Consider the following 17422-nt stretch of genomic DNA (forward strand, 5'->3'; position numbering starts at 1 on the left):
CCTCCCACCCATCCTGAAGTGCTGCACGGAGCATTGGCATGAACCTGCGCCCCTACCAACACACCATCGTTGATTTCATCCTGACGCACCCACGCTGCAATTTGTTTGTGCCCATGGGTTTGGGGAAGACAGTAGCCACGCTGACGGCGTTAGATGTGCTCCTGGTGGTGGAAGACATTGCGCCTATTTTGGTGATTGCTCCGCTGCGCGTTGCGGCCACGACATGGCCGGATGAGGTGGCCAAGTTCCCCCATTTGCGCCATCTGCGGGTGTCCGTGGTCGTGGGTAGTGCGGCGGCACGTCGCCACGCCTTGGAGCAGGAGGCGGATATCTACTGCATTAATTACGACACTCTGAAATGGTTAGTGGAGTTTTACAAGGACCGTTGGCCGTTCCGTATGGTGGTCGCCGATGAGTGCTCCAAGTTGAAAGGGTTCCGGCTGCGGCAAGGAACACGGCGCGCCCGCGCACTGGCCACGCATGTGCATACCAAGGTGGAGCGCTACGTTGGGTTGACCGGCACGCCCGCGCCCAATGGGCTACAGGACCTGTGGGCGCTGATGTGGATGGTGGATCGTGGGGCACGGCTTGGGACGCATTTTAAAGCGTTTATCGATCGCTGGTTCCGTGCGATGCAGATCGGCAGTGATCCGCATGCGGTGCGCTTTGCGCCCACGCCACATGCATCTCAAGAGATTCAAGACAAGATACGCGACCTGTGTTTATCACTTGATCCACAGGCGTACTTCGATTTATGCCAGCCGATTGTCAATACGATTCGCGTTGCGTTGCCAGCACATGCGCAACGTCTGTACAAGGCGATGGAACAAGATATGTTCATCGCCTTGGAATGCGGTGCTGAAGTAGAAGCCTTTAACGCCGCCAGCAAGACAATTAAATGCCTGCAACTGGCCAATGGTGCGCTGTACACCGATGACACACGTCAGGCCTGGGAAGTCGTGCACGATGCGAAATTAGAGGCGCTGCACGACATTATCGAAGAAGCCGCCGGTATGCCGGTGTTGGTGGCGTATCACTTTAAAAGTGATGTCGCACGGTTGCAGCGTGCCTTCCCCAAGGGGCGTGCTTTGGACAAACACCCCGACACGATCCGCGATTGGAATGCGGGGAACATTCCCGTGCTATTTGCCCATCCGGCCAGTGCCGGTCATGGCTTAAATCTGCAAGACGGCGGAAATATTTTGGCCTTCTTCGGCCACTGGTGGGACCTGGAGCAGTACCAGCAGATCATCGAACGCATTGGGCCGACACGTCAGGCGCAAGCCGGACATCAGCGGCCTGTATTTATTCACCACATCGTGGCGGCGGGCACGGTGGATGAATTGGTGATGGCCCGCCGTGAATCTAAACGCGAAGTACAGGACCTGCTGCTGGAAGCGGTGAAACGCAGAGAAACAGGCAAACCACTCACATCACAAGGAGCCATGACGCGATGAGCGCCCCATCAAATGAAAAGCATCAAGACACCCCACCACTCGAGTTATCCGATGAATGTGCGCGTATTCGCGAACACATGTCCTTTATCGAAGCCTTGGTCACTAATATGGTCGCTGAAAAAGAGAAAGAAAAAGACGCGGAAGCGGAAAAACTCAAAGAGGGAACCCACCGAGAGGCCGCATTAGGGGAATTACAGGAGCGTAATACAGGAGGGCACGGGGATGAGCGCTGCTGAAAAACTTCCCGAGTTGTATACCGAAGAGGAAGCCGCACGCCGACTCCTCGTCAGCAAAGCCACACTCACCCGAGAACGCATGGCTGGCCGGATACACCCCATTCGTATCAGTACCCGGATTTACAGGTACAGCAATCAAATCATTGAGGAGTACATTCAACAATGCAGGAACGCCCAGGGCAAATTGGGAACTACTGGCTCAGCCAGCGCACAGGTTCCAAAAATTGGTGCCGCACTTGGTTTGACGCCGCTACCCGACAGACAAACCGCGCATCTCTTGGCACAACGGATATTCAAGAAGCCAAAGTAAGGTTATGGGAATGGTATGCCAAATATGGCGATATCAGCAAACAAATGCCCCAGGATGTCGTCCTGGACTTAGTCCTAACCAAGTATTGGCAGCAACATGCCTGCAACATCACATCAGCGGAAAGCGCGAAAGTTGCCTTGGGGTACTGGTCAGACTTTTTTGCAGGTGCGACAGTCTCAGAGATTACACCGTCACGGCAACGTGAGTTTGTTAGGTGGCTACAGACGGGAAGCGATACCCTCCGTAGCGACGGCTATATAAAAAGGATACTTACCGTAGGGAAAGCCGCATTAAATCGAGCATACAAGTAAGGGGAAATTACTTCGGTGCCATACATCATCCCAGGGAAAGACGCACCGCCCAGGGACCAGGTGTTATCGCTTCAGGAGTCAGCCGCATTATGGGAGGCCGCGACCCTCCCTCATGAACGTATGTACCTCGCCCTCGCCTATGGAACTCTAGCAAGGCCAGAGACGATCCTCGGGCTACAACGAGAGTTCGCGGACACCCAACGACGCCTATTGACGCAGAACCCACCAGGACGCAAACAGACGAAAAAACACCGGCCCGTTGTTCCCATCTGTGATTTCCTCCTTCCTTGGATACTGTCAGTAGACAGCGGCCCTCTAGTGCACTGGCATGGGAGATCTATTGCGAGCTTCAAAACTGCATGGCGCAAGTTACGGACGCGGGCAGGCTTACCCAAGGACACCGTTCCGAAGGTAATCCGGCACACGATGGCTACCGAGCTACGCGCGGCAGGTGTGTCTGCGGAGGACATTCAAGGAATGCTGGGGCACCGTGCGTATGGTGGGATTACGGACGTTTACGCCAAGTACCGGCCTGACTATATGGCCGATGCTGTTCGCGCTATTGATGCGTACATGGGGCGCTTGCGTGTTAGTTGCGTGTTAGCCAATAAAATCGAAGATTGCGCAACCTATTGATTTTATTGGTGGGCGGTACAGGGCTCGAACCTGTGACCCCTACCATGTCAAGGTAGTGCTCTACCACTGAGCTAACCGCCCGTACCTACAACGCAGAAACAGACGTCTGCGCGCCGGATTGTAGCCCAGTACCGCACTGAGTCACAACACGCTGCCTTATAGAGGACAATATTCGGGAGTTCAATTTAACCCAGACCAGCCTCCCTAAGCCGCTGAATTTGATCGCGAATACGCGCCGCATCCTCAAACTCCAAATCACGCGCATGCTGGTACATCTTTTGCTCCAGCACTTTCATCTGTGCGGCAATCTCAGCTTGATTAAGCGCACCATAGTCAGCGGGAACCTCATCAACTCTGCGCCCCTTCCCCTTGCTCTTCACCTCGACACCATCTCGCGCACCCTCCAAAATGTCGCTAATGGGCCGTACAACGGATTTCGGAACAATACCGTTCTCAGCATTGTATTCCTTCTGCTTTTGTCGACGTCGCTCGGTTTCATCAATTGCAGCGCGCATTGAACGAGTCACTTTATCGGCATACAAGATTGCCCTACCGCGCACACTGCGTGCGGCACGACCAATCGTCTGAATCAGTGAACTGGTCGAACGCAAAAACCCCTCTTTATCAGCGTCAAGAATGGCCACCAACGACACCTCCGGCATATCCAATCCCTCACGTAGAAGGTTGATACCAACCAGCACATCGAATTTACCAAGACGCAAATCACGGATGATCTCCACACGTTCTACCGTATCGATTTCCGAATGCAAATAACGTATCCGGATACCCTGCTCGCTCAAATATTCAGTGAGGTTCTCAGCCATACGCTTAGTTAACGTGGTGACCAAAACCCGATCACCTAACTTGATACACGCATTGATCTGGGAAATCAGATCATCCACCTGCGTCGCAACCGGACGGATTTCTATCTCAGGATCAATCAAGCCGGTCGGACGCACCAGCAACTCTATGACTTCACCCGCGGACTCGCGGAACTCATATGATCCTGGAGTCGCCGAGACGTAAATGCTACGCGGCGAACGCACTTCCCATTCCTCAAAGCGAAGCGGTCGATTGTCTAACGCCGATGGTAAACGGAAACCAAATTCCACCAGCGTTTCTTTACGGGAACGGTCCCCCTTGAACATCGCACCGATCTGCGGAATTGTCACATGCGACTCATCAATGACCAGTAGCGCATCCGGAGGAAGATAATCGAACAACGTCGGTGGAGGTTCCCCCGGAGCCTTACCAGTTAAGTGACGAGAGTAATTTTCAATACCATTGCAATAACCAACCTCGGCCATCATCTCTAAGTCGAACTGAGTACGCTGAGCTAAACGTTGCGCCTCAACCAACTTATTCCGCCCATACAGAAGTTCTAGATACTCTTTCAGCTCATCCTTGATCGTATCAACGGCACTGAGCGTACGTTCACGCGTAGTTGCATAGTGGGTTTTAGGGTAAACACTAAAACGTTGCAACTTACGTACCGTCTGACCGGTAAGCGGATCGAACAAGCTCAAACTTTCTATCTCACCATCAAACAACTCAATGCGCAGCGCCTCCATCTCTGACTCAGCCGGGAATACATCAACAACCTCACCACGTACACGGAAACTACCACGCACCAAATCCAACTCGTTACGAGTGTACTGCAACTCAGTGAGATGCCTGATCAATTGCCGCTGCTCAATATGCTCACCCAGCGACAAAATCAAACGTAACGAAAGATAATCCTCAGGCGCACCCAAACCATAAATCGCCGACACGGTCGCCACCACCAACACATCAGAACGTGACAGCAAAGCCTTCGTTGCAGCCAAACGCATCTGTTCAATGTATTCATTGATAGAACTGTCCTTTTCAATGAACGTGTCCGAGGCTGGAACATACGCCTCAGGCTGATAGTAGTCATAGTAGCTGACAAAATATTCCACCGCATTGTGCGGGAAGAACGCCTTGAATTCCCCGTAAAGCTGTGCTGCCAACGTCTTGTTTGGCGCCATCACCAGAGTTGGCTTCTGAATCTGCTCAACCACATTAGCGATGGTGTAAGTCTTCCCAGAACCAGTAACGCCAAGCAACACCTGCTTAGCAATGCCAGCATGGAAATTAGTGACTAGCTTCTGTACAGCCGCAGGCTGATCCCCAGAAGGAGAGTATGAAGAAACAAGCTGAAACAAACCTGTCATAACACAGTGATTCCAAAGCGGTGCGCCAGTTTATAATTAAATGACTGATATGAAATCAGGTGAAATCCCTACACAAAATAGCGGCATTAACCTAATTCGCTGAACTGATCATTTAAACCAGACTTCGGCCCTAAACATTGTCGAGACTATCGGTATGCCATCATCCCGGGGCTATACATTGCCGGAGCTATTAATCACGATGGCGCTAATCGCATTATTGACCGCCATCGGGTTACCATTCTTCAAACAAACTCTGGAACGTCAAAGACTGGAAAATAAAATGCATTTGCTGAGTTCCCAGTTCGCAGGTGCCAGACTGGCAGCCATCACCCAACAAACGCCCGTCAGCGTCTGCCCGAGCCGCGGCGACAATAAATGTCGTCAAGATAGTAATTGGAGCAATGGCTGGATCACCTATCGCGATTCGAGTCGCAAGCCACAACCCATCTCATCAAAAGCCATTTTGTACCAAGAGCAAATCACCAATAACGGTTCTCTAAGCATTATCTCCACATCTGGACGGCCACGGGTTCGCTTCCTTCCAGATGGCCGCAATGCCGGCAGCAATATCAGCATCCGCTTCTGCAACAATGACCGCTTATTCGGCCTCATCGTGATCAACAATTTAGGCCGAATTCGCTCGCAACGGATACTTAATACTCAAACATGCTCAACAGATCAGAAAATAAAAAACGGGCTAACAATACCTAAAACTTCCCAAAAAGAAACACCATTCCAATAAACACCATCGTATTCACATGACATTTGAACAGACAGCACAGACAGCTTTGTCTAAAAGTATGTCGTCATTCATGATGTACCAAGAAGCATCAATCAAGAAAAAATACACCAAACAATTCGATTAATTTATAGTGGATTATTTTAGAAAACTTTTTCTAACCAATAATTTGCCACACTAAATCAACAGTATGAAACTGTCATAACAATCTCGTTCGACTCCAAACACAACAGCAACAAAAATTACTCTTTGAAGATAACCAGAGACGCAACAAGAAATAACATTAAAAAATATAGAAATGACACATCAGGCAATACCTAGACTGAAGTACACATAAAGATAAAATTGCTTAAGCCAACAAAAACAATGCCGCAGCATTTACTGAGGCATTGCCATTTACATGATGACCAGCTAGATCAAAACCACCCTGTGGTCTTACTCCATCACTGACAGCAACAGATCAACGAGCAAGCTTGGTTTTCAGCAGACCTATGAGTTGAATCGCAGCTTTTCCAGTCGCCGGCATACCACGCGAATCGACCACCGAAATAGCACTTCCTGTACCGCTTCTAGCCACACGGACCAAAAATTTCTCATCCCAATAACTGACATCATAGAAACCTAGGGCCTGCGCTTTGCTCGAGATAATGACATCTGGGATATCGACCAACGCCTTACCAACGTTGATAAATACCTTGTCGCGGTCACCAGCAATGGTAAAACCACTTTTAGCTGAGATTGAATCTGATACCTGTTCCTGAGGTATCGAAGATACTTGGGGCAGTATTTTCCCCTCTCCAGAAGTCGCCGGAATATTCAGATCCGGAGGCACCTCTAACGGACGGGTTTCTGGTGAAAGCGCGTAATCCTTATGCACTCCCTTACGCAACAAAGTACAACCACTCAATGCAGCAACGACCAATAACACGAGTGCATACACGTGAAGAGTAGTAACAGAAAAACGCATCGAAAAATCTCCTGATGTGTCAGGCCGTAACTATTTTACGGCTAGAAAGTGCTTCCAATGCCGCCACTTGGTCAGCCAAGTGATCGGCAATGTCATGATGGCATACCGACAAGGGTAGCAGTGGCAGACGCAATCCATAACCAATGCCGATACGCTGTAACAATGCCTTAATTGGAATCGGATTGGAGTCGAGACCACAAAATGCGTGAAAATCAGACAGACGCGCATTCCACAGATCGATAGCACCACGCTCACCCGCCCGAGCAAGATCACATAGATGACGATAAGCGGACGGCAATACGTTGGAAGCAACCGAAACCAAACCATCGGCACCGTCCAACATCGAACGCGCAGCACTGCTGTCATCACCACTGAATACAGCAAAGCCTGGACGACGCAAAGCAAGCAGCGCCTGGACGCGCTCACGACTAGCGCACGCCTCCTTAATGCCGACAATATTAGGGTGCCCCGCCAAATCAGCGACAGTCTCCGGCAACAGATCACAGCCGGTGCGGCTAGGCACATTGTACAGCACGACTGGCAATCCCCCCTGCTCAGCCACAGCCAAATAATGCGCCTTCAGACCACCTTGGTTGGGACGTATGTACGGAGGGGTCACCACCAAAGCATAGCCTGCACCATTGTCGGCCGCGCGTTTAGTTTGAGAAATCGTTTTCGCAGTCCCAGACAAACCAGTACCCGCCAACACCGGCACACGCCCACCAACTCGGACCACAGCCGAGCACAGCATCTCGTCATACTCAGCATCGGTCAACGTCGCTGCTTCGCCGGTGGAACCAGCAATAACCACGCCCTGCACGCCACCCGCTAATTGCATATCCAGCAGACGAATCCACGCATCACGGTCAAACGCACCATCTCGATCAAACGGAGTGACCAGCGCAGTAATAATCCCGGAAAGTGACAAGACAGTAATACTCTTAAAATTAATGAGGACAACAGCTTTGAAGTACAAGCCATGGATACAATCCCAAACATGTTACTTGCGGCAAGAAAGCAGGGGCAAGTATGCTGGTCACCGCTCCAAACAGAAAATAGAGCTCCATTCAGCCTGATGCAATGCCGGACTCCCCTTTGACAGACCCCGCTGCACGGCCCTCGCCGAGCGAAAACTACCTCCTGATCAACGCGTACTCGATGCACCCGGAGTCCCCCTTACTCTCCGTGACCCGTCGTATCGCCGATAGCGGCTGCAACCTGATAGAAGCCCGGCTAGCAACAGTCGGTCGTGACGTGTCCATAACAACGCTAGCAACCGGATCCTGGGACGCTGTTGCCAAACTTGAAGCGATGCTCTCACGACTAGAACGCGAGGAAGGATTGAAACTGATCTGGTACCGTACTGGTGCCAAACAAACTCAGTCCAACCTGCTGCCATATATCGTCGAAGTCATTGCCGCCGACAAACAAGGCATTTTGTTTCAGTTGGCCGATTTCTTCGACCGCCAGGGAATTACCATAGAAAACCTTCAAAGCACCCGCTATCGGGCAATGCAAACCGGGGCAGAAATGTTCTCGGCACAAATCACTATCGGTATACCTGCAAACATGCATATCGCTGCACTACGCGATGATTTTCTAGAGTTCTGTGATCACCTCAATCTTGATGCCATTTTAGATCCGATGAAATTCTGAACGCTCAGGTCCCCCTTCCGCATTATCTCCAGACAGCACCTCACCTATGAACATCGGCGACACCCTGAATCATTCGCTTCTCAACCACCCATTGATGCTATCGGGCGGCACCTGTAAAACACTGAGCGACTATACCAACCAATGGCTAGTGCTCTACTTCTACCCTAAAGACAACACGCCAGGCTGCACCACAGAAGGTCTGGAGTTCAACGTGCTACTGCCGCAATTCAAACAGATCAACGCAACTGTCCTTGGTGTCTCTCGTGATTCCGTCAAATCGCACGACAGCTTCTGCGCCAAACAGGGTTTCACATTCCCATTGGTCAGCGACAGTGACGCACTACTGTGCAAAGCATTTGACGTGATCAAAGAAAAAACAATGTACGGACGCCAAATCATTGGAATAGAACGCAGCACATTCCTGATTGGACCAACACACCGCATCGTTGAAGCATGGCGCCAAGTCAAAGTACCAGGACACGCTGAAGAAGTACTGACCAAACTCAAAGCCCATGCCGAGCAATAACCAGCCCTCCCTCCCGTAACACAGTTCATGGCAAGCGGCCCCTACGCCACACCAGGAATTTCAGATGACACCAGGCAAGCGTACCTACGTACTGGACACCAACGTACTCATCCACGACCCAACCGCCCTGTTCAAGTTTGAAGAACATGACGTGTTCCTACCAATGCAGGTGATCGAAGAATTAGACAATACTTAAGAAAGGGTCCTCGGAAATCAGCCGCAACGTACACCAAGTCAGTCCCTTTCTTGATGAACTCATCAACAACACCAACGCCGATCAGATCAAGGCTGGCATCCCCCTAAGTCCCCCTGAAAGTATCCAACTCAAGGATCAATGCGGCATCGGTAGGCTGTACTTCCAAACCCACTCCACCAAACACGGAAATGCCTTACGGAATATCGTTGCAGACAACAACATTCTGGCGGCAGTGCTCGCACTGCACGAGCAACACCCAGAGATGTCAGTCATCTTGGTGTCCAAAGAAATCAACCTCCGCATCAAAGCATCAATCAGCGGTTTAATCGCTGAGGACTATGAAAACGACCGTGCACTAGACGACTTCAGCCTACTCTTCACCGGAGTCAGCGCACTGCCGGAGGATTTTTGGGAAAAGCATCACCAAGACCTACGTAGTTGGAATGACAAAGGCGGCACATACTACGAAATCACCTTGCAGAAAGAAGAAGAATGGTATAGCAACCAATACCTCTACCTTCCAGGTGAAGAAGACATCGAACTGCGAGTCTGTCAGGTTCTAGACAATCGCAAGGTAACGCTCACCCTGGTAGACGATTATCGTAACGACCAACACACCGTCTGGGGCATCACCGCACGCAACCGGGAACAGAACTTCGCATTCAACGCACTGATGGATCCTGATATTGATTTTGTCTCACTGCTCGGCACCGCCGGCACTGGTAAAACCCTGCTAGCGCTGGCCGTCGGCATAGCACAAACCATGGAACAGCAACGTTACCGCAAAATCATTATGACCCTTGCCACCGTCAACGTCGGCGAGCACATCGTCTTTCTACCAGACAGTGAAAAAGAAAAGATGACACCGTGGATGGGCGCACTTACCGACAACCTTGAAGTACTCACACATCTCCATGAAGGGAGTGCCTAGGGCCGTGCAGCAACCAACGACCTACTCACCAGTCGCATCAAGATCCGCTCCATGAACTTCATGAGCGGGCGTACCTTTTTATCGCGCCACCTCATTCTGAACGAAGCACAGAACCTCACCCCCAAGCAAATGAAGACCCTCATCACCCGAGGAGGCCCAGGCACCAAAATCGTCTGCCTCGGTAACGCCGAACAAATCGATACCCCTTACCTGACAGAAACCACCTCTGGTCTCACCTATGCCATTGACCGCTTCAAACAATGGCCCCACAGCGCACACGTGACTTTGCGCCGTGGCGAACGTTCACGCCTGGCCGACTACGCATCGGAAGCCTTGTAAAAGGCAACTGAGATACGCTGTAACACCCCGCCACCACACCCCGACTCCCCCGGCCGACAACCCAACACACATTGACAATCCCCCAGCGACTCCCTAAACACTTCTGAAAATCTATCTAAAAAATCTAAAAACTGCTGTGATTCCATATCATCGGCTCGGATACCGTAACGCTACTGCAACAACAGCACCCAACATGCGAGTAGACCATCATCCGGATACCCTAGAACCGCTGGTGTCGTTAGACCCGCAAACCACATCGCAAGTCCCCACGTCCATCACAACGTGCGCTCTCCAGCCTCCAAGACACAATGCCGCCACAAATCCAACCGTGTTTAGAGAGCTTTAAAGAGACAATGTCACCATCCACTACTGGTCCTCAGCGAGGATATGTCCACCTGACATCACTTGGCGCTGTTCAAGTTGGACACGGAATCGCACCACGTCGTTGATAATGTTCCAACCATTTCCACCATTACGGATTTCGTGGAGAAGCTCCCTTACCCCAGCGGCACGCGCATCATGACGATGGATACGATGCAACTCCTGAACCAACTTCCGTACCGCCTGGATATCAATGACTAGCGCGCTCATGCTGGCAATACCTGGACTCGGAGACCAACCAAAGGTTCCGCGACAAAGTATTTAAACCATCGAAAAACGCCCTCGAAAGGCTTGGTGTTGTCGCCATCCTTCATTTCGAGCGATTTAACGTGAAAGCGATGCTGATATTCCACACCATCATGAGCTAACACCGTCTCGGACCTTTCCGGTGTCCAATCGCGGCCCCTTTCCGTGAAAGGAAACCGTTCCAATTCTTCCTTGGACTTTAACTTGGCATAGACCAGATCCGGAAGCGGCACTCCGCAGAAGCAGAATGAATTGTGCATAGGATATTCAATGTTGTGGGTACGAGTCACAGGAATTTCGGCAACGCTTCAACGTGCCATGATTCAACAAGGAAATATGAATAGATCAACCAACCTGAATGCAGTACGTCATGCGTCACATTACCCTGGTTGTACCACGCTTAGCGCAAGGAATTAAATGATAAACACAGCATAATTTCATTATGAGAAAATATTCCTCAGCGTGTTATCCAGCACCCTCAGCGCTTACAGAATCACACTATTTACGTGCTGAATACTCACTTTTATGGTGCCCAGAACCAGATGGAACAACGAATGTACGGCAGATGAAAAACATAGCGTTCTCCCTTCGCCAAATGAGTCATCACCTGCAAGTAACGGAGGGAAAAGCGCTACAGGCCCAATACCAATCACACATCCATCATTTAATCAATGAAGTGCTGATAACCTTTTCTCGAAAGTTGCCAAGGCACACCCGCAGCATTGAGAACCTGCACTGTCTCACCAACCACAATGCGCCCAATGCGTGTCACCTCAACACCCAAAGTGGCGCACACGTCCTGTATTGGGGCACCACACTGCGGTGCTGCTGTAAAACAAAGCTCATAATCATCACCACCGGCCAATTGCCAAGAAGCAACCTGCGCCTCATCCCATCCGCCATGCACTGCAACACGCGGTAAGGACGTACATTCCAACACTGCTCCAACCCCACTGCTTGCACAAATGTGCCCCAAATCGGCGAGAAGGCCATCGGAAAGATCCACCGCAGCATGCACCAATCCCCGCAAAGCGAGCCCTACTTCCACCCGAGGCGTCGGACGTAACAACCTCTGGCGCAATATCTCACAGCGCGGATCAGGCGCACACTTGGTAATGTCAAGCATCCCAGCACACCACATCGCCAATGCCGCAGCAGCCTCGCCAGGACGGCCAGTCACCCAAATATCATCGCCAATACAAGCACCATCACGACGCAAGGCCATACCCGGTGGCACGCAACCAATCGCGGTCACCGACGTAGCCAAGGGGCCGTATGTCGTGTCACCACCGACCAGAACAAGACCGTGTAGATCGGCCAGCTCGAAAAATCCATCAGCAAAAGCATCAATCCATGCCATATCCACCTGGAGCAACGACAAAGACAACGTACACCAACGTGGCGTTGCCCCCATCGCCGCCAAATCCGAGACACTGACCGCAAGCGTTTTCCAACCAAGATCCTCAGGATGGGTCTCAACTGGGAAATGCACACCGGCATTCAGCGTATCGGTGGTGACCACCAATGGTTCACCCTGTGGTGGCTGCAAGAGTGCAGCATCATCGCCCACACCTAACAACACGTCCTGGCGCGGACGGATACGACCACGCAAGCGGTCAATCAAATCAAACTCAAGCATTGACCTGACGCGATACCAGTACGGAAGAAATCGAACATCCGTCGCTGCTGGCAGCTGCTAGCTACGCGACGACTTAAGGAACGGCAAACTTCATCCAAGCACCTCAACTTTACGCAAGGCAAGCGCAGCACGATCAAGCACACCATTGACGTAAGTATGACCATACTTAGAACCAAACCTTTTAGCAGTCATGATCGCCTCATTGATCACTACTCGGTAAGGGACATCCTGGCGATACAGCAATTCGTAAGCCCCCAAACGCAACACCGCCCTCTCAATCGCATCGACCTCCTCTATCGTGCGGTCAAGATACGGGGTCAACTTCTCGTCCAATTCGGCGCAGTGGGTCAATACCCCCTCAACCAAATCTTCAAAATAGACCAAATCAGCCACCTCATACGCCTGCTCATGTGCAAAATGAGCAATTACCTGCTTAGCAACACCACCAGAGATCTGCCAAGCGTACACCGCTTGCAAAGCACGACGGCGCGCACGTGAACGCAGCGCTGGATCAACACCATCCCGGCGTCTCGAACACGGTCCGCCACCGGAAACCTTGCTCATGGCAACTTCTCCAACAAACTCACCATTTCCAAAGCCGCCAAGGCAGTTTCCGCCCCCTTGTTACCATGACTCCCACCAGCACGCATCTCGGCATCTTTAATGCACTCGACAGCAAGCACACCATTCAGTACAGGGACACCCGTCTGCATCTGCACACTCATCATTCCCTCAGCACATAGATCGGCGACATGCTCGTAATGACGGGTATCGCCACGAACCACACACCCCAATGCAATGATGGCGGCATGTTGCCCTGCCTGCGCAAGCAGATTGGCAACGATAGGGATCTCCCATGCACCCGGCACACGCACCACATCCACTGCGTCATCTGGTACACCATTGTCAACAAGACTGTGACAGGCACCAGCAACTAATGCATCAGTAATACGAGCGTTCCAGCGGCTGCAGACGATCACAAAGCGCGCACCTGCGGGGCGAAGATCGCCTTCGTAGTGGCTCATCTAAGGTTTGACTCCGGAATGAGGAAAAATTCAATCGACACCCTGGGAGGGGACCGGGACCCCGCCGCGGCATTCCACATACTCTAGCACTTCCAGACCAAATCCGGCCAAGGCAATCTGGCGACGCGGCGTACCCAACACGCGCAGCTTCGCCAAGCCAAGATCAGCCAGAATCTGTCCCCCAGCACCGTTACGCCGCCACTGCCCTACATCCTTCACATTGGAAACCACCTCCGGCTCACTCCGGAGCCTTGCCAACAAGACATCACTATCTCGTGGCGCTGCCAACATCACCATCACACCACGCTCAGCCGCAGCGATCATGCGCAATGCATCCGATGCAGCCACACCAAAGTCTTCACGGCGCCAGTGCAACATATCCGCCAGAGGATTCTCTACCTGTACCCGGACAAGAGTTGGGATCGAAGCGTCCAAAGTGCCACGCACCAACGCAAAATGCAGGTCATGGGCGATACGATCACGATAAGTCACCAATAAGAACGAACCATACTCGGTCTCAATGACACGCTCGTCCACACGCTCAACAGTGTGTTCATTGGCAAGACGGTAAGCGATCAAATCAGCGATCGAACCTATCTTCAACCCATGTTGCTGCGCAAATACCTCCAACTGCGGGCGACGCGCCATCGTCCCGTCAGCATTCATAATCTCCACAAGCACCCCAGCCGGTTCCAGGCCAGCCAACATTGGCAAATCACTCGCCGCTTCAGTGTGACCAGCACGGGTAAGTACCCCACCCGGCTGCGCGATCAAGGGGAAGATGTGGCCGGGTTGATGCAGGTCAGATGGCTTAGCGTTTGGACGCACTGCGGTACGGATGGTATGCGCACGGTCATACGCGGAAATGCCGGTCGTCAAACCCTCAGCAGCCTCAATGCTGACCGTGAAATTCGTCTGAAACCGCGTCGTGTTGCGCTGCACCATCGGCGACAGCCCAATCTGGGCACAGCGCTCACGTGTCAACGACAAGCAGACCAAGCCACGCGCGTGCGTCACCATGAAATTAATGTCCTTCGGTGCAACCAACTCCGCAGCCATAATGAGATCGCCCTCATTTTCACGATCCTCATCATCAACAATCACCACCATGCGACCAGCACGAATCTCCTCAATCAACACCGGAACCGCCGCAAAAGAATTCATTGCTTGTTCCCCGTCACCAACAAACGTTCGACGTAGCGTGCAATTAAATCAATCTCCAGATTCACTGCCTCACCGATCACCGTACGAGAAAACCGGGTATGCGCCACCGTGTGCGGAATCAACGCCACCTCGAACCCTTTCGCATTCACCGCATTGACGGTCAAACTGACCCCATCGACACAGATCGAACCCTTTTTAGCCACATACTTCAGCAACGGTACCGGAGCAGCGAAACTCCAACGCTGCGCACGTGCGTCCTCGTGAACCGACAAGACCCGACCAATGCCATCGACATGACCACTGACCAAGTGACCACCTAAGCGATCGGTCGGGCACATCGCCCGCTCTAAGTTAAGCGTCGCCCCTTCAGGTAACTGACCAAGGGTGGTCAGAGCAAGCGTCTCAGTGGAGGCATCTGCTTGAAAGCACAGCGCGTCGAATGCGGTCACCGTTAAACAAACACCATTCACAGCAATGCTTTCTCCGTAACTGACCTCGGAGAACGGTAGTGTGCCGACCTCGAACGTAAAACGCACATCGCCTCCCTGCCGCACGCGCGCAGCAAGACGGCCCACCCCACCAATAATGCCCGTGAACATCAAGACTGCTCCCGGCGTTCCATCTGCACGACCGTAACAATGCACCGCGATGCTGGATCACGAAGACAATGAACAACTTCAAAAAGAATTTGCATTTACATTTCCTGCCTTGTCATGAGCGAAACACGCCACTCGGCGCAACAAGTACCTGCAACAGAAGCACACGTGTGCGGCGCATTTTTATCCATACGACCCCTCTGGACTGCGGCATACACCGATTACGCCCGCCTGCGTCGCACAACGCAACACAGCACCTCGCAACCTCATGCGCCACAATGCACTGCCCCCTAAGCTAAAGAACTCACCCTATACCAAGGCTCGCAATCACCGGCCAAACCGGGAACCGCAATTCTAACAGGCCTGCAGCGCTGCCCTCATCACTGATACCAATGAGACACGGCACATTGCATCGCAACCGAACATGACAAACCCTCAACATCCTTCCCTAGAACACGGTCAACATCCGGACACTGTCTGCATCACCCGCCCCCATGCAACCACAGCAACACCACAACTCCTACGATGGAAAACGTGCGCCAACATGCCCCCTGGAGACCTGAAATGCCAATGGGCACCTCTACCGCCATTCAACCACACGGACGTAATAACAATCGCAGATCATTGCCGACCTGAGCGACCTCCAGCACCTTCAAACCAATGCACTGATCCATGCGCCCGATATCCAATCCAGCCAGTAATGGCCGTGCCGTATCACCCAGCAACAACGGTGCAATATAAATCAGCAACTCATCCACCAACCCAGCGTGCAGCAAGGCCCCGCATAACGTCGCCCCAGCCTCAACCTGCACCTCATTGATGCCACGCTCACCCAACAGGCGTAACACAGCCTCCAGATCAAGCCCAGCATCACGTTGCTGAACCTCGGAAAAATCGACGTGTTGCAACACAGGGGACGTGACCCCAAAACCATGCAGATACAACGTTGGTGCAGTACCGTCACGCACCTTCACGCAACTAAGTGAACGCAAGCTAGAATCAAGCACCACCCGCAACGGCGGCAAAAACGCTCCCTCCTCCCCACCCAGGCGCACCGTTAACGCCGGATCATCGGCAAGCACCGTCCCAGCCCCCGTCAAAATCGCGCTAGCGCGCGCGCGCCAACGCTGCACATCAGCACGTGCCGCCTCCCCGGTAATCCACTTGGATTCGCCACTAGCCAACGCGGTACGCCCATCCAAACTGCTACCAAGCTTGATCCGCACCCATGGCCGACCACGCTCCACCCGCGACAGAAAGCCACGGTTGAGTGCGCGCGCCTGCGCCTCCATCAAACCATGCTCAACCGTCACCCCAGCCGCACGTAACAGAGTGACTCCCCCACCATTGACTAACGGAAATGGATCGACCATCGCCGCCACCACCCGTCTCACTCCGGCATCAATCAACGCCATCGCACACGGCGGAGTACGCCCCGAGTGCGCACACGGCTCCAACGTGACGTAAGCCGTTGCACCTCGTGCGCGGTCTCCAGCCGCACACAATGCAAATACCTCAGCATGCGGATCGCCAGCACGCTGGTGCCAACCCTCTCCCACTACTTCACCATCACGCACAATCACACAACCCACCATTGGGTTAGGACGCGTCGTGTAAGCACCACGCTCAGCCAAACACAAGGCCCGTTCCATGTGACGGTGATCATCCGCGGAAAATGCGCTCATCGCTCAGCTTCCCTATCCAGGGGAATCACCATACTCGACAAACAGGGTAACCGCAGCCTTATCAAGGACAAGACAAGCTAACAACAGTAAAAGACATACTCGCGCAGACCATTGACACACTCAAACCACACTGTACCCGCCCATGGGCCTGCCCTGCACACACGTCAACACGCGTGATGAGCAACGC

Annotated in this window: 18 protein-coding genes, 1 tRNA gene and 1 pseudogene; 8 read left to right on the plus strand and 12 right to left on the minus strand. The window is 52.5% G+C overall.

Annotation, left to right across the window (positions count from 1 at the left end; all coding sequences use genetic code 11):
• Window positions 1-38 precede the first annotated feature (38 nt).
• The 4 genes from F7G16_RS09555 (at window position 39) to F7G16_RS09570 (ending at window position 2950) form a co-directional block, all read left to right on the plus strand.
• A complete protein-coding gene (locus tag F7G16_RS09555) occupies window positions 39-1457 on the plus strand; it encodes a DEAD/DEAH box helicase (protein WP_011098230.1) in 1419 nt (472 codons plus the stop codon).
• Window positions 1454-1693: a hypothetical protein gene (locus F7G16_RS09560; RefSeq protein ID WP_011098231.1), complete on the plus strand. Its 240-nt coding sequence runs from the start codon at window positions 1454-1456 to the stop codon at window positions 1691-1693. Before F7G16_RS09555 ends, F7G16_RS09560 begins: the two co-directional genes overlap by 4 nt.
• Window positions 1680-2003, plus strand: a complete 324-nt coding sequence (locus tag F7G16_RS09565; protein ID WP_004089706.1) for a helix-turn-helix transcriptional regulator — start codon at window positions 1680-1682, stop codon at window positions 2001-2003. Before F7G16_RS09560 ends, F7G16_RS09565 begins: the two co-directional genes overlap by 14 nt.
• A 326-nt stretch (window positions 2004-2329) precedes the next feature.
• Complete coding sequence (locus F7G16_RS09570) at window positions 2330-2950, plus strand: site-specific integrase (RefSeq protein ID WP_014607459.1); 621 nt, start codon at window positions 2330-2332, stop codon at window positions 2948-2950.
• A 6-nt stretch (window positions 2951-2956) separates the two neighbouring features.
• Here F7G16_RS09570 and F7G16_RS09575 read toward each other — a convergent pair.
• Both F7G16_RS09575 and uvrB read right to left on the minus strand, forming a co-directional pair.
• Window positions 2957-3031: transfer RNA gene (locus tag F7G16_RS09575), tRNA-Val, on the minus strand.
• 104 nt (window positions 3032-3135) lie between these two features.
• Complete coding sequence (gene uvrB / locus F7G16_RS09580; protein ID WP_004089700.1) at window positions 3136-5145, minus strand: excinuclease ABC subunit UvrB; 2010 nt, start codon at window positions 5143-5145, stop codon at window positions 3136-3138.
• A 154-nt stretch (window positions 5146-5299) separates the two neighbouring features.
• Between uvrB and F7G16_RS09585 the strand changes: the two genes are divergently transcribed.
• Window positions 5300-5887, plus strand: a complete 588-nt coding sequence (locus tag F7G16_RS09585; protein ID WP_011098232.1) for a GspH/FimT family pseudopilin — start codon at window positions 5300-5302, stop codon at window positions 5885-5887.
• Between the two features lie 457 nt (window positions 5888-6344).
• On the opposite strand, the gene F7G16_RS09590 is transcribed toward F7G16_RS09585, so the two are convergent.
• Window positions 6345-6851 carry a hypothetical protein gene (locus F7G16_RS09590; protein WP_004089696.1) on the minus strand — a complete coding sequence of 169 codons (507 nt, stop codon included), beginning with the start codon at window positions 6849-6851 and terminating at the stop codon, window positions 6345-6347.
• Window positions 6852-6870: 19 nt separating this feature from the next.
• Complete coding sequence (dapA, locus tag F7G16_RS09595; protein ID WP_004089694.1) at window positions 6871-7779, minus strand: 4-hydroxy-tetrahydrodipicolinate synthase; 909 nt, start codon at window positions 7777-7779, stop codon at window positions 6871-6873.
• 152 nt (window positions 7780-7931) lie between these two features.
• Between dapA and F7G16_RS09600 the strand changes: the two genes are divergently transcribed.
• From F7G16_RS09600 to F7G16_RS09610, 3 genes and pseudogenes are all read left to right on the plus strand, one after another.
• The gene (locus F7G16_RS09600; protein WP_011098233.1) at window positions 7932-8507 is read left to right on the plus strand and encodes a glycine cleavage system transcriptional repressor; all 576 of its coding nucleotides are present in this window, start codon (window positions 7932-7934) and stop codon (window positions 8505-8507) included.
• A gap of 46 nt (window positions 8508-8553) precedes the next feature.
• Window positions 8554-9033 (plus strand): peroxiredoxin, encoded by a 480-nt coding sequence (locus F7G16_RS09605; RefSeq protein ID WP_004089690.1) that lies wholly within the window; start codon window positions 8554-8556, stop codon window positions 9031-9033.
• A 64-nt stretch (window positions 9034-9097) separates the two neighbouring features.
• Window positions 9098-10499: pseudogene (locus F7G16_RS09610) on the plus strand (PhoH family protein).
• Between the two features lie 366 nt (window positions 10500-10865).
• Here the strand turns inward: F7G16_RS09610 and F7G16_RS09615 are convergent.
• The 8 genes from F7G16_RS09615 to ribD form a co-directional block, all read right to left on the minus strand.
• Entirely contained in the window at window positions 10866-11090 is a 225-nt protein-coding gene (locus F7G16_RS09615; protein WP_004086512.1) for a hypothetical protein, read from the minus strand.
• Window positions 11087-11416, minus strand: a complete 330-nt coding sequence (locus F7G16_RS09620; protein ID WP_228446150.1) for a hypothetical protein — start codon at window positions 11414-11416, stop codon at window positions 11087-11089. The genes F7G16_RS09615 and F7G16_RS09620 overlap by 4 nt, the downstream gene beginning before the upstream one ends.
• Before the next feature lie 374 nt (window positions 11417-11790).
• Window positions 11791-12765: a thiamine-phosphate kinase gene (thiL, locus tag F7G16_RS09625; protein ID WP_004089682.1), complete on the minus strand. Its 975-nt coding sequence runs from the start codon at window positions 12763-12765 to the stop codon at window positions 11791-11793.
• A gap of 90 nt (window positions 12766-12855) precedes the next feature.
• A complete protein-coding gene (nusB, locus tag F7G16_RS09630) occupies window positions 12856-13329 on the minus strand; it encodes a transcription antitermination factor NusB (RefSeq protein WP_004089680.1) in 474 nt (157 codons plus the stop codon).
• Entirely contained in the window at window positions 13326-13790 is a 465-nt protein-coding gene (gene ribH, locus F7G16_RS09635; protein WP_004086411.1) for a 6,7-dimethyl-8-ribityllumazine synthase, read from the minus strand. Before ribH ends, nusB begins: the two co-directional genes overlap by 4 nt.
• Before the next feature lie 30 nt (window positions 13791-13820).
• Window positions 13821-14954, minus strand: coding sequence for a 3,4-dihydroxy-2-butanone-4-phosphate synthase (gene ribB / locus F7G16_RS09640; protein ID WP_004089678.1), 1134 nt, complete (start codon window positions 14952-14954; stop codon window positions 13821-13823).
• A complete protein-coding gene (locus F7G16_RS09645) occupies window positions 14951-15553 on the minus strand; it encodes a riboflavin synthase (protein ID WP_004089677.1) in 603 nt (200 codons plus the stop codon). Before F7G16_RS09645 ends, ribB begins: the two co-directional genes overlap by 4 nt.
• A 587-nt stretch (window positions 15554-16140) precedes the next feature.
• Window positions 16141-17235 (minus strand): bifunctional diaminohydroxyphosphoribosylaminopyrimidine deaminase/5-amino-6-(5-phosphoribosylamino)uracil reductase RibD, encoded by a 1095-nt coding sequence (ribD, locus tag F7G16_RS09650; RefSeq protein WP_004089675.1) that lies wholly within the window; start codon window positions 17233-17235, stop codon window positions 16141-16143.
• Window positions 17236-17422 lie beyond the last annotated feature (187 nt).

The sequence above is a fragment of the Xylella fastidiosa genome (genome assembly GCF_011801475.1).
GTDB lineage: Bacteria > Pseudomonadota > Gammaproteobacteria > Xanthomonadales > Xanthomonadaceae > Xylella > Xylella fastidiosa.

What these genes read in the sequence shown, in the direction of transcription:
- F7G16_RS09645 (WP_004089677.1), bottom strand. Translation starts at nt 15,553, where the DNA reads ATGTTCACGGGCATTATTGGTGGGGTGGGCCGTCTTGCTGCGCGCGTG.
- F7G16_RS09615 (WP_004086512.1), bottom strand. Translation starts at nt 11,090, where the DNA reads ATGAGCGCGCTAGTCATTGATATCCAGGCGGTACGGAAGTTGGTTCAG.
- F7G16_RS09600 (WP_011098233.1), top strand. Translation starts at nt 7,932, where the DNA reads ATGCCGGACTCCCCTTTGACAGACCCCGCTGCACGGCCCTCGCCGAGC.
- F7G16_RS09560 (WP_011098231.1), top strand. Translation starts at nt 1,454, where the DNA reads ATGAGCGCCCCATCAAATGAAAAGCATCAAGACACCCCACCACTCGAG.
- F7G16_RS09585 (WP_011098232.1), top strand. Translation starts at nt 5,300, where the DNA reads ATGCCATCATCCCGGGGCTATACATTGCCGGAGCTATTAATCACGATG.
- ribH (WP_004086411.1), bottom strand. Translation starts at nt 13,790, where the DNA reads ATGAGCCACTACGAAGGCGATCTTCGCCCCGCAGGTGCGCGCTTTGTG.
- ribB (WP_004089678.1), bottom strand. Translation starts at nt 14,954, where the DNA reads ATGAATTCTTTTGCGGCGGTTCCGGTGTTGATTGAGGAGATTCGTGCT.
- thiL (WP_004089682.1), bottom strand. Translation starts at nt 12,765, where the DNA reads ATGCTTGAGTTTGATTTGATTGACCGCTTGCGTGGTCGTATCCGTCCG.
- F7G16_RS09555 (WP_011098230.1), top strand. Translation starts at nt 39, where the DNA reads ATGAACCTGCGCCCCTACCAACACACCATCGTTGATTTCATCCTGACG.
- uvrB (WP_004089700.1), bottom strand. Translation starts at nt 5,145, where the DNA reads ATGACAGGTTTGTTTCAGCTTGTTTCTTCATACTCTCCTTCTGGGGAT.
- ribD (WP_004089675.1), bottom strand. Translation starts at nt 17,235, where the DNA reads ATGAGCGCATTTTCCGCGGATGATCACCGTCACATGGAACGGGCCTTG.
- F7G16_RS09565 (WP_004089706.1), top strand. Translation starts at nt 1,680, where the DNA reads ATGAGCGCTGCTGAAAAACTTCCCGAGTTGTATACCGAAGAGGAAGCC.
- F7G16_RS09605 (WP_004089690.1), top strand. Translation starts at nt 8,554, where the DNA reads ATGAACATCGGCGACACCCTGAATCATTCGCTTCTCAACCACCCATTG.
- nusB (WP_004089680.1), bottom strand. Translation starts at nt 13,329, where the DNA reads ATGAGCAAGGTTTCCGGTGGCGGACCGTGTTCGAGACGCCGGGATGGT.
- F7G16_RS09590 (WP_004089696.1), bottom strand. Translation starts at nt 6,851, where the DNA reads ATGCGTTTTTCTGTTACTACTCTTCACGTGTATGCACTCGTGTTATTG.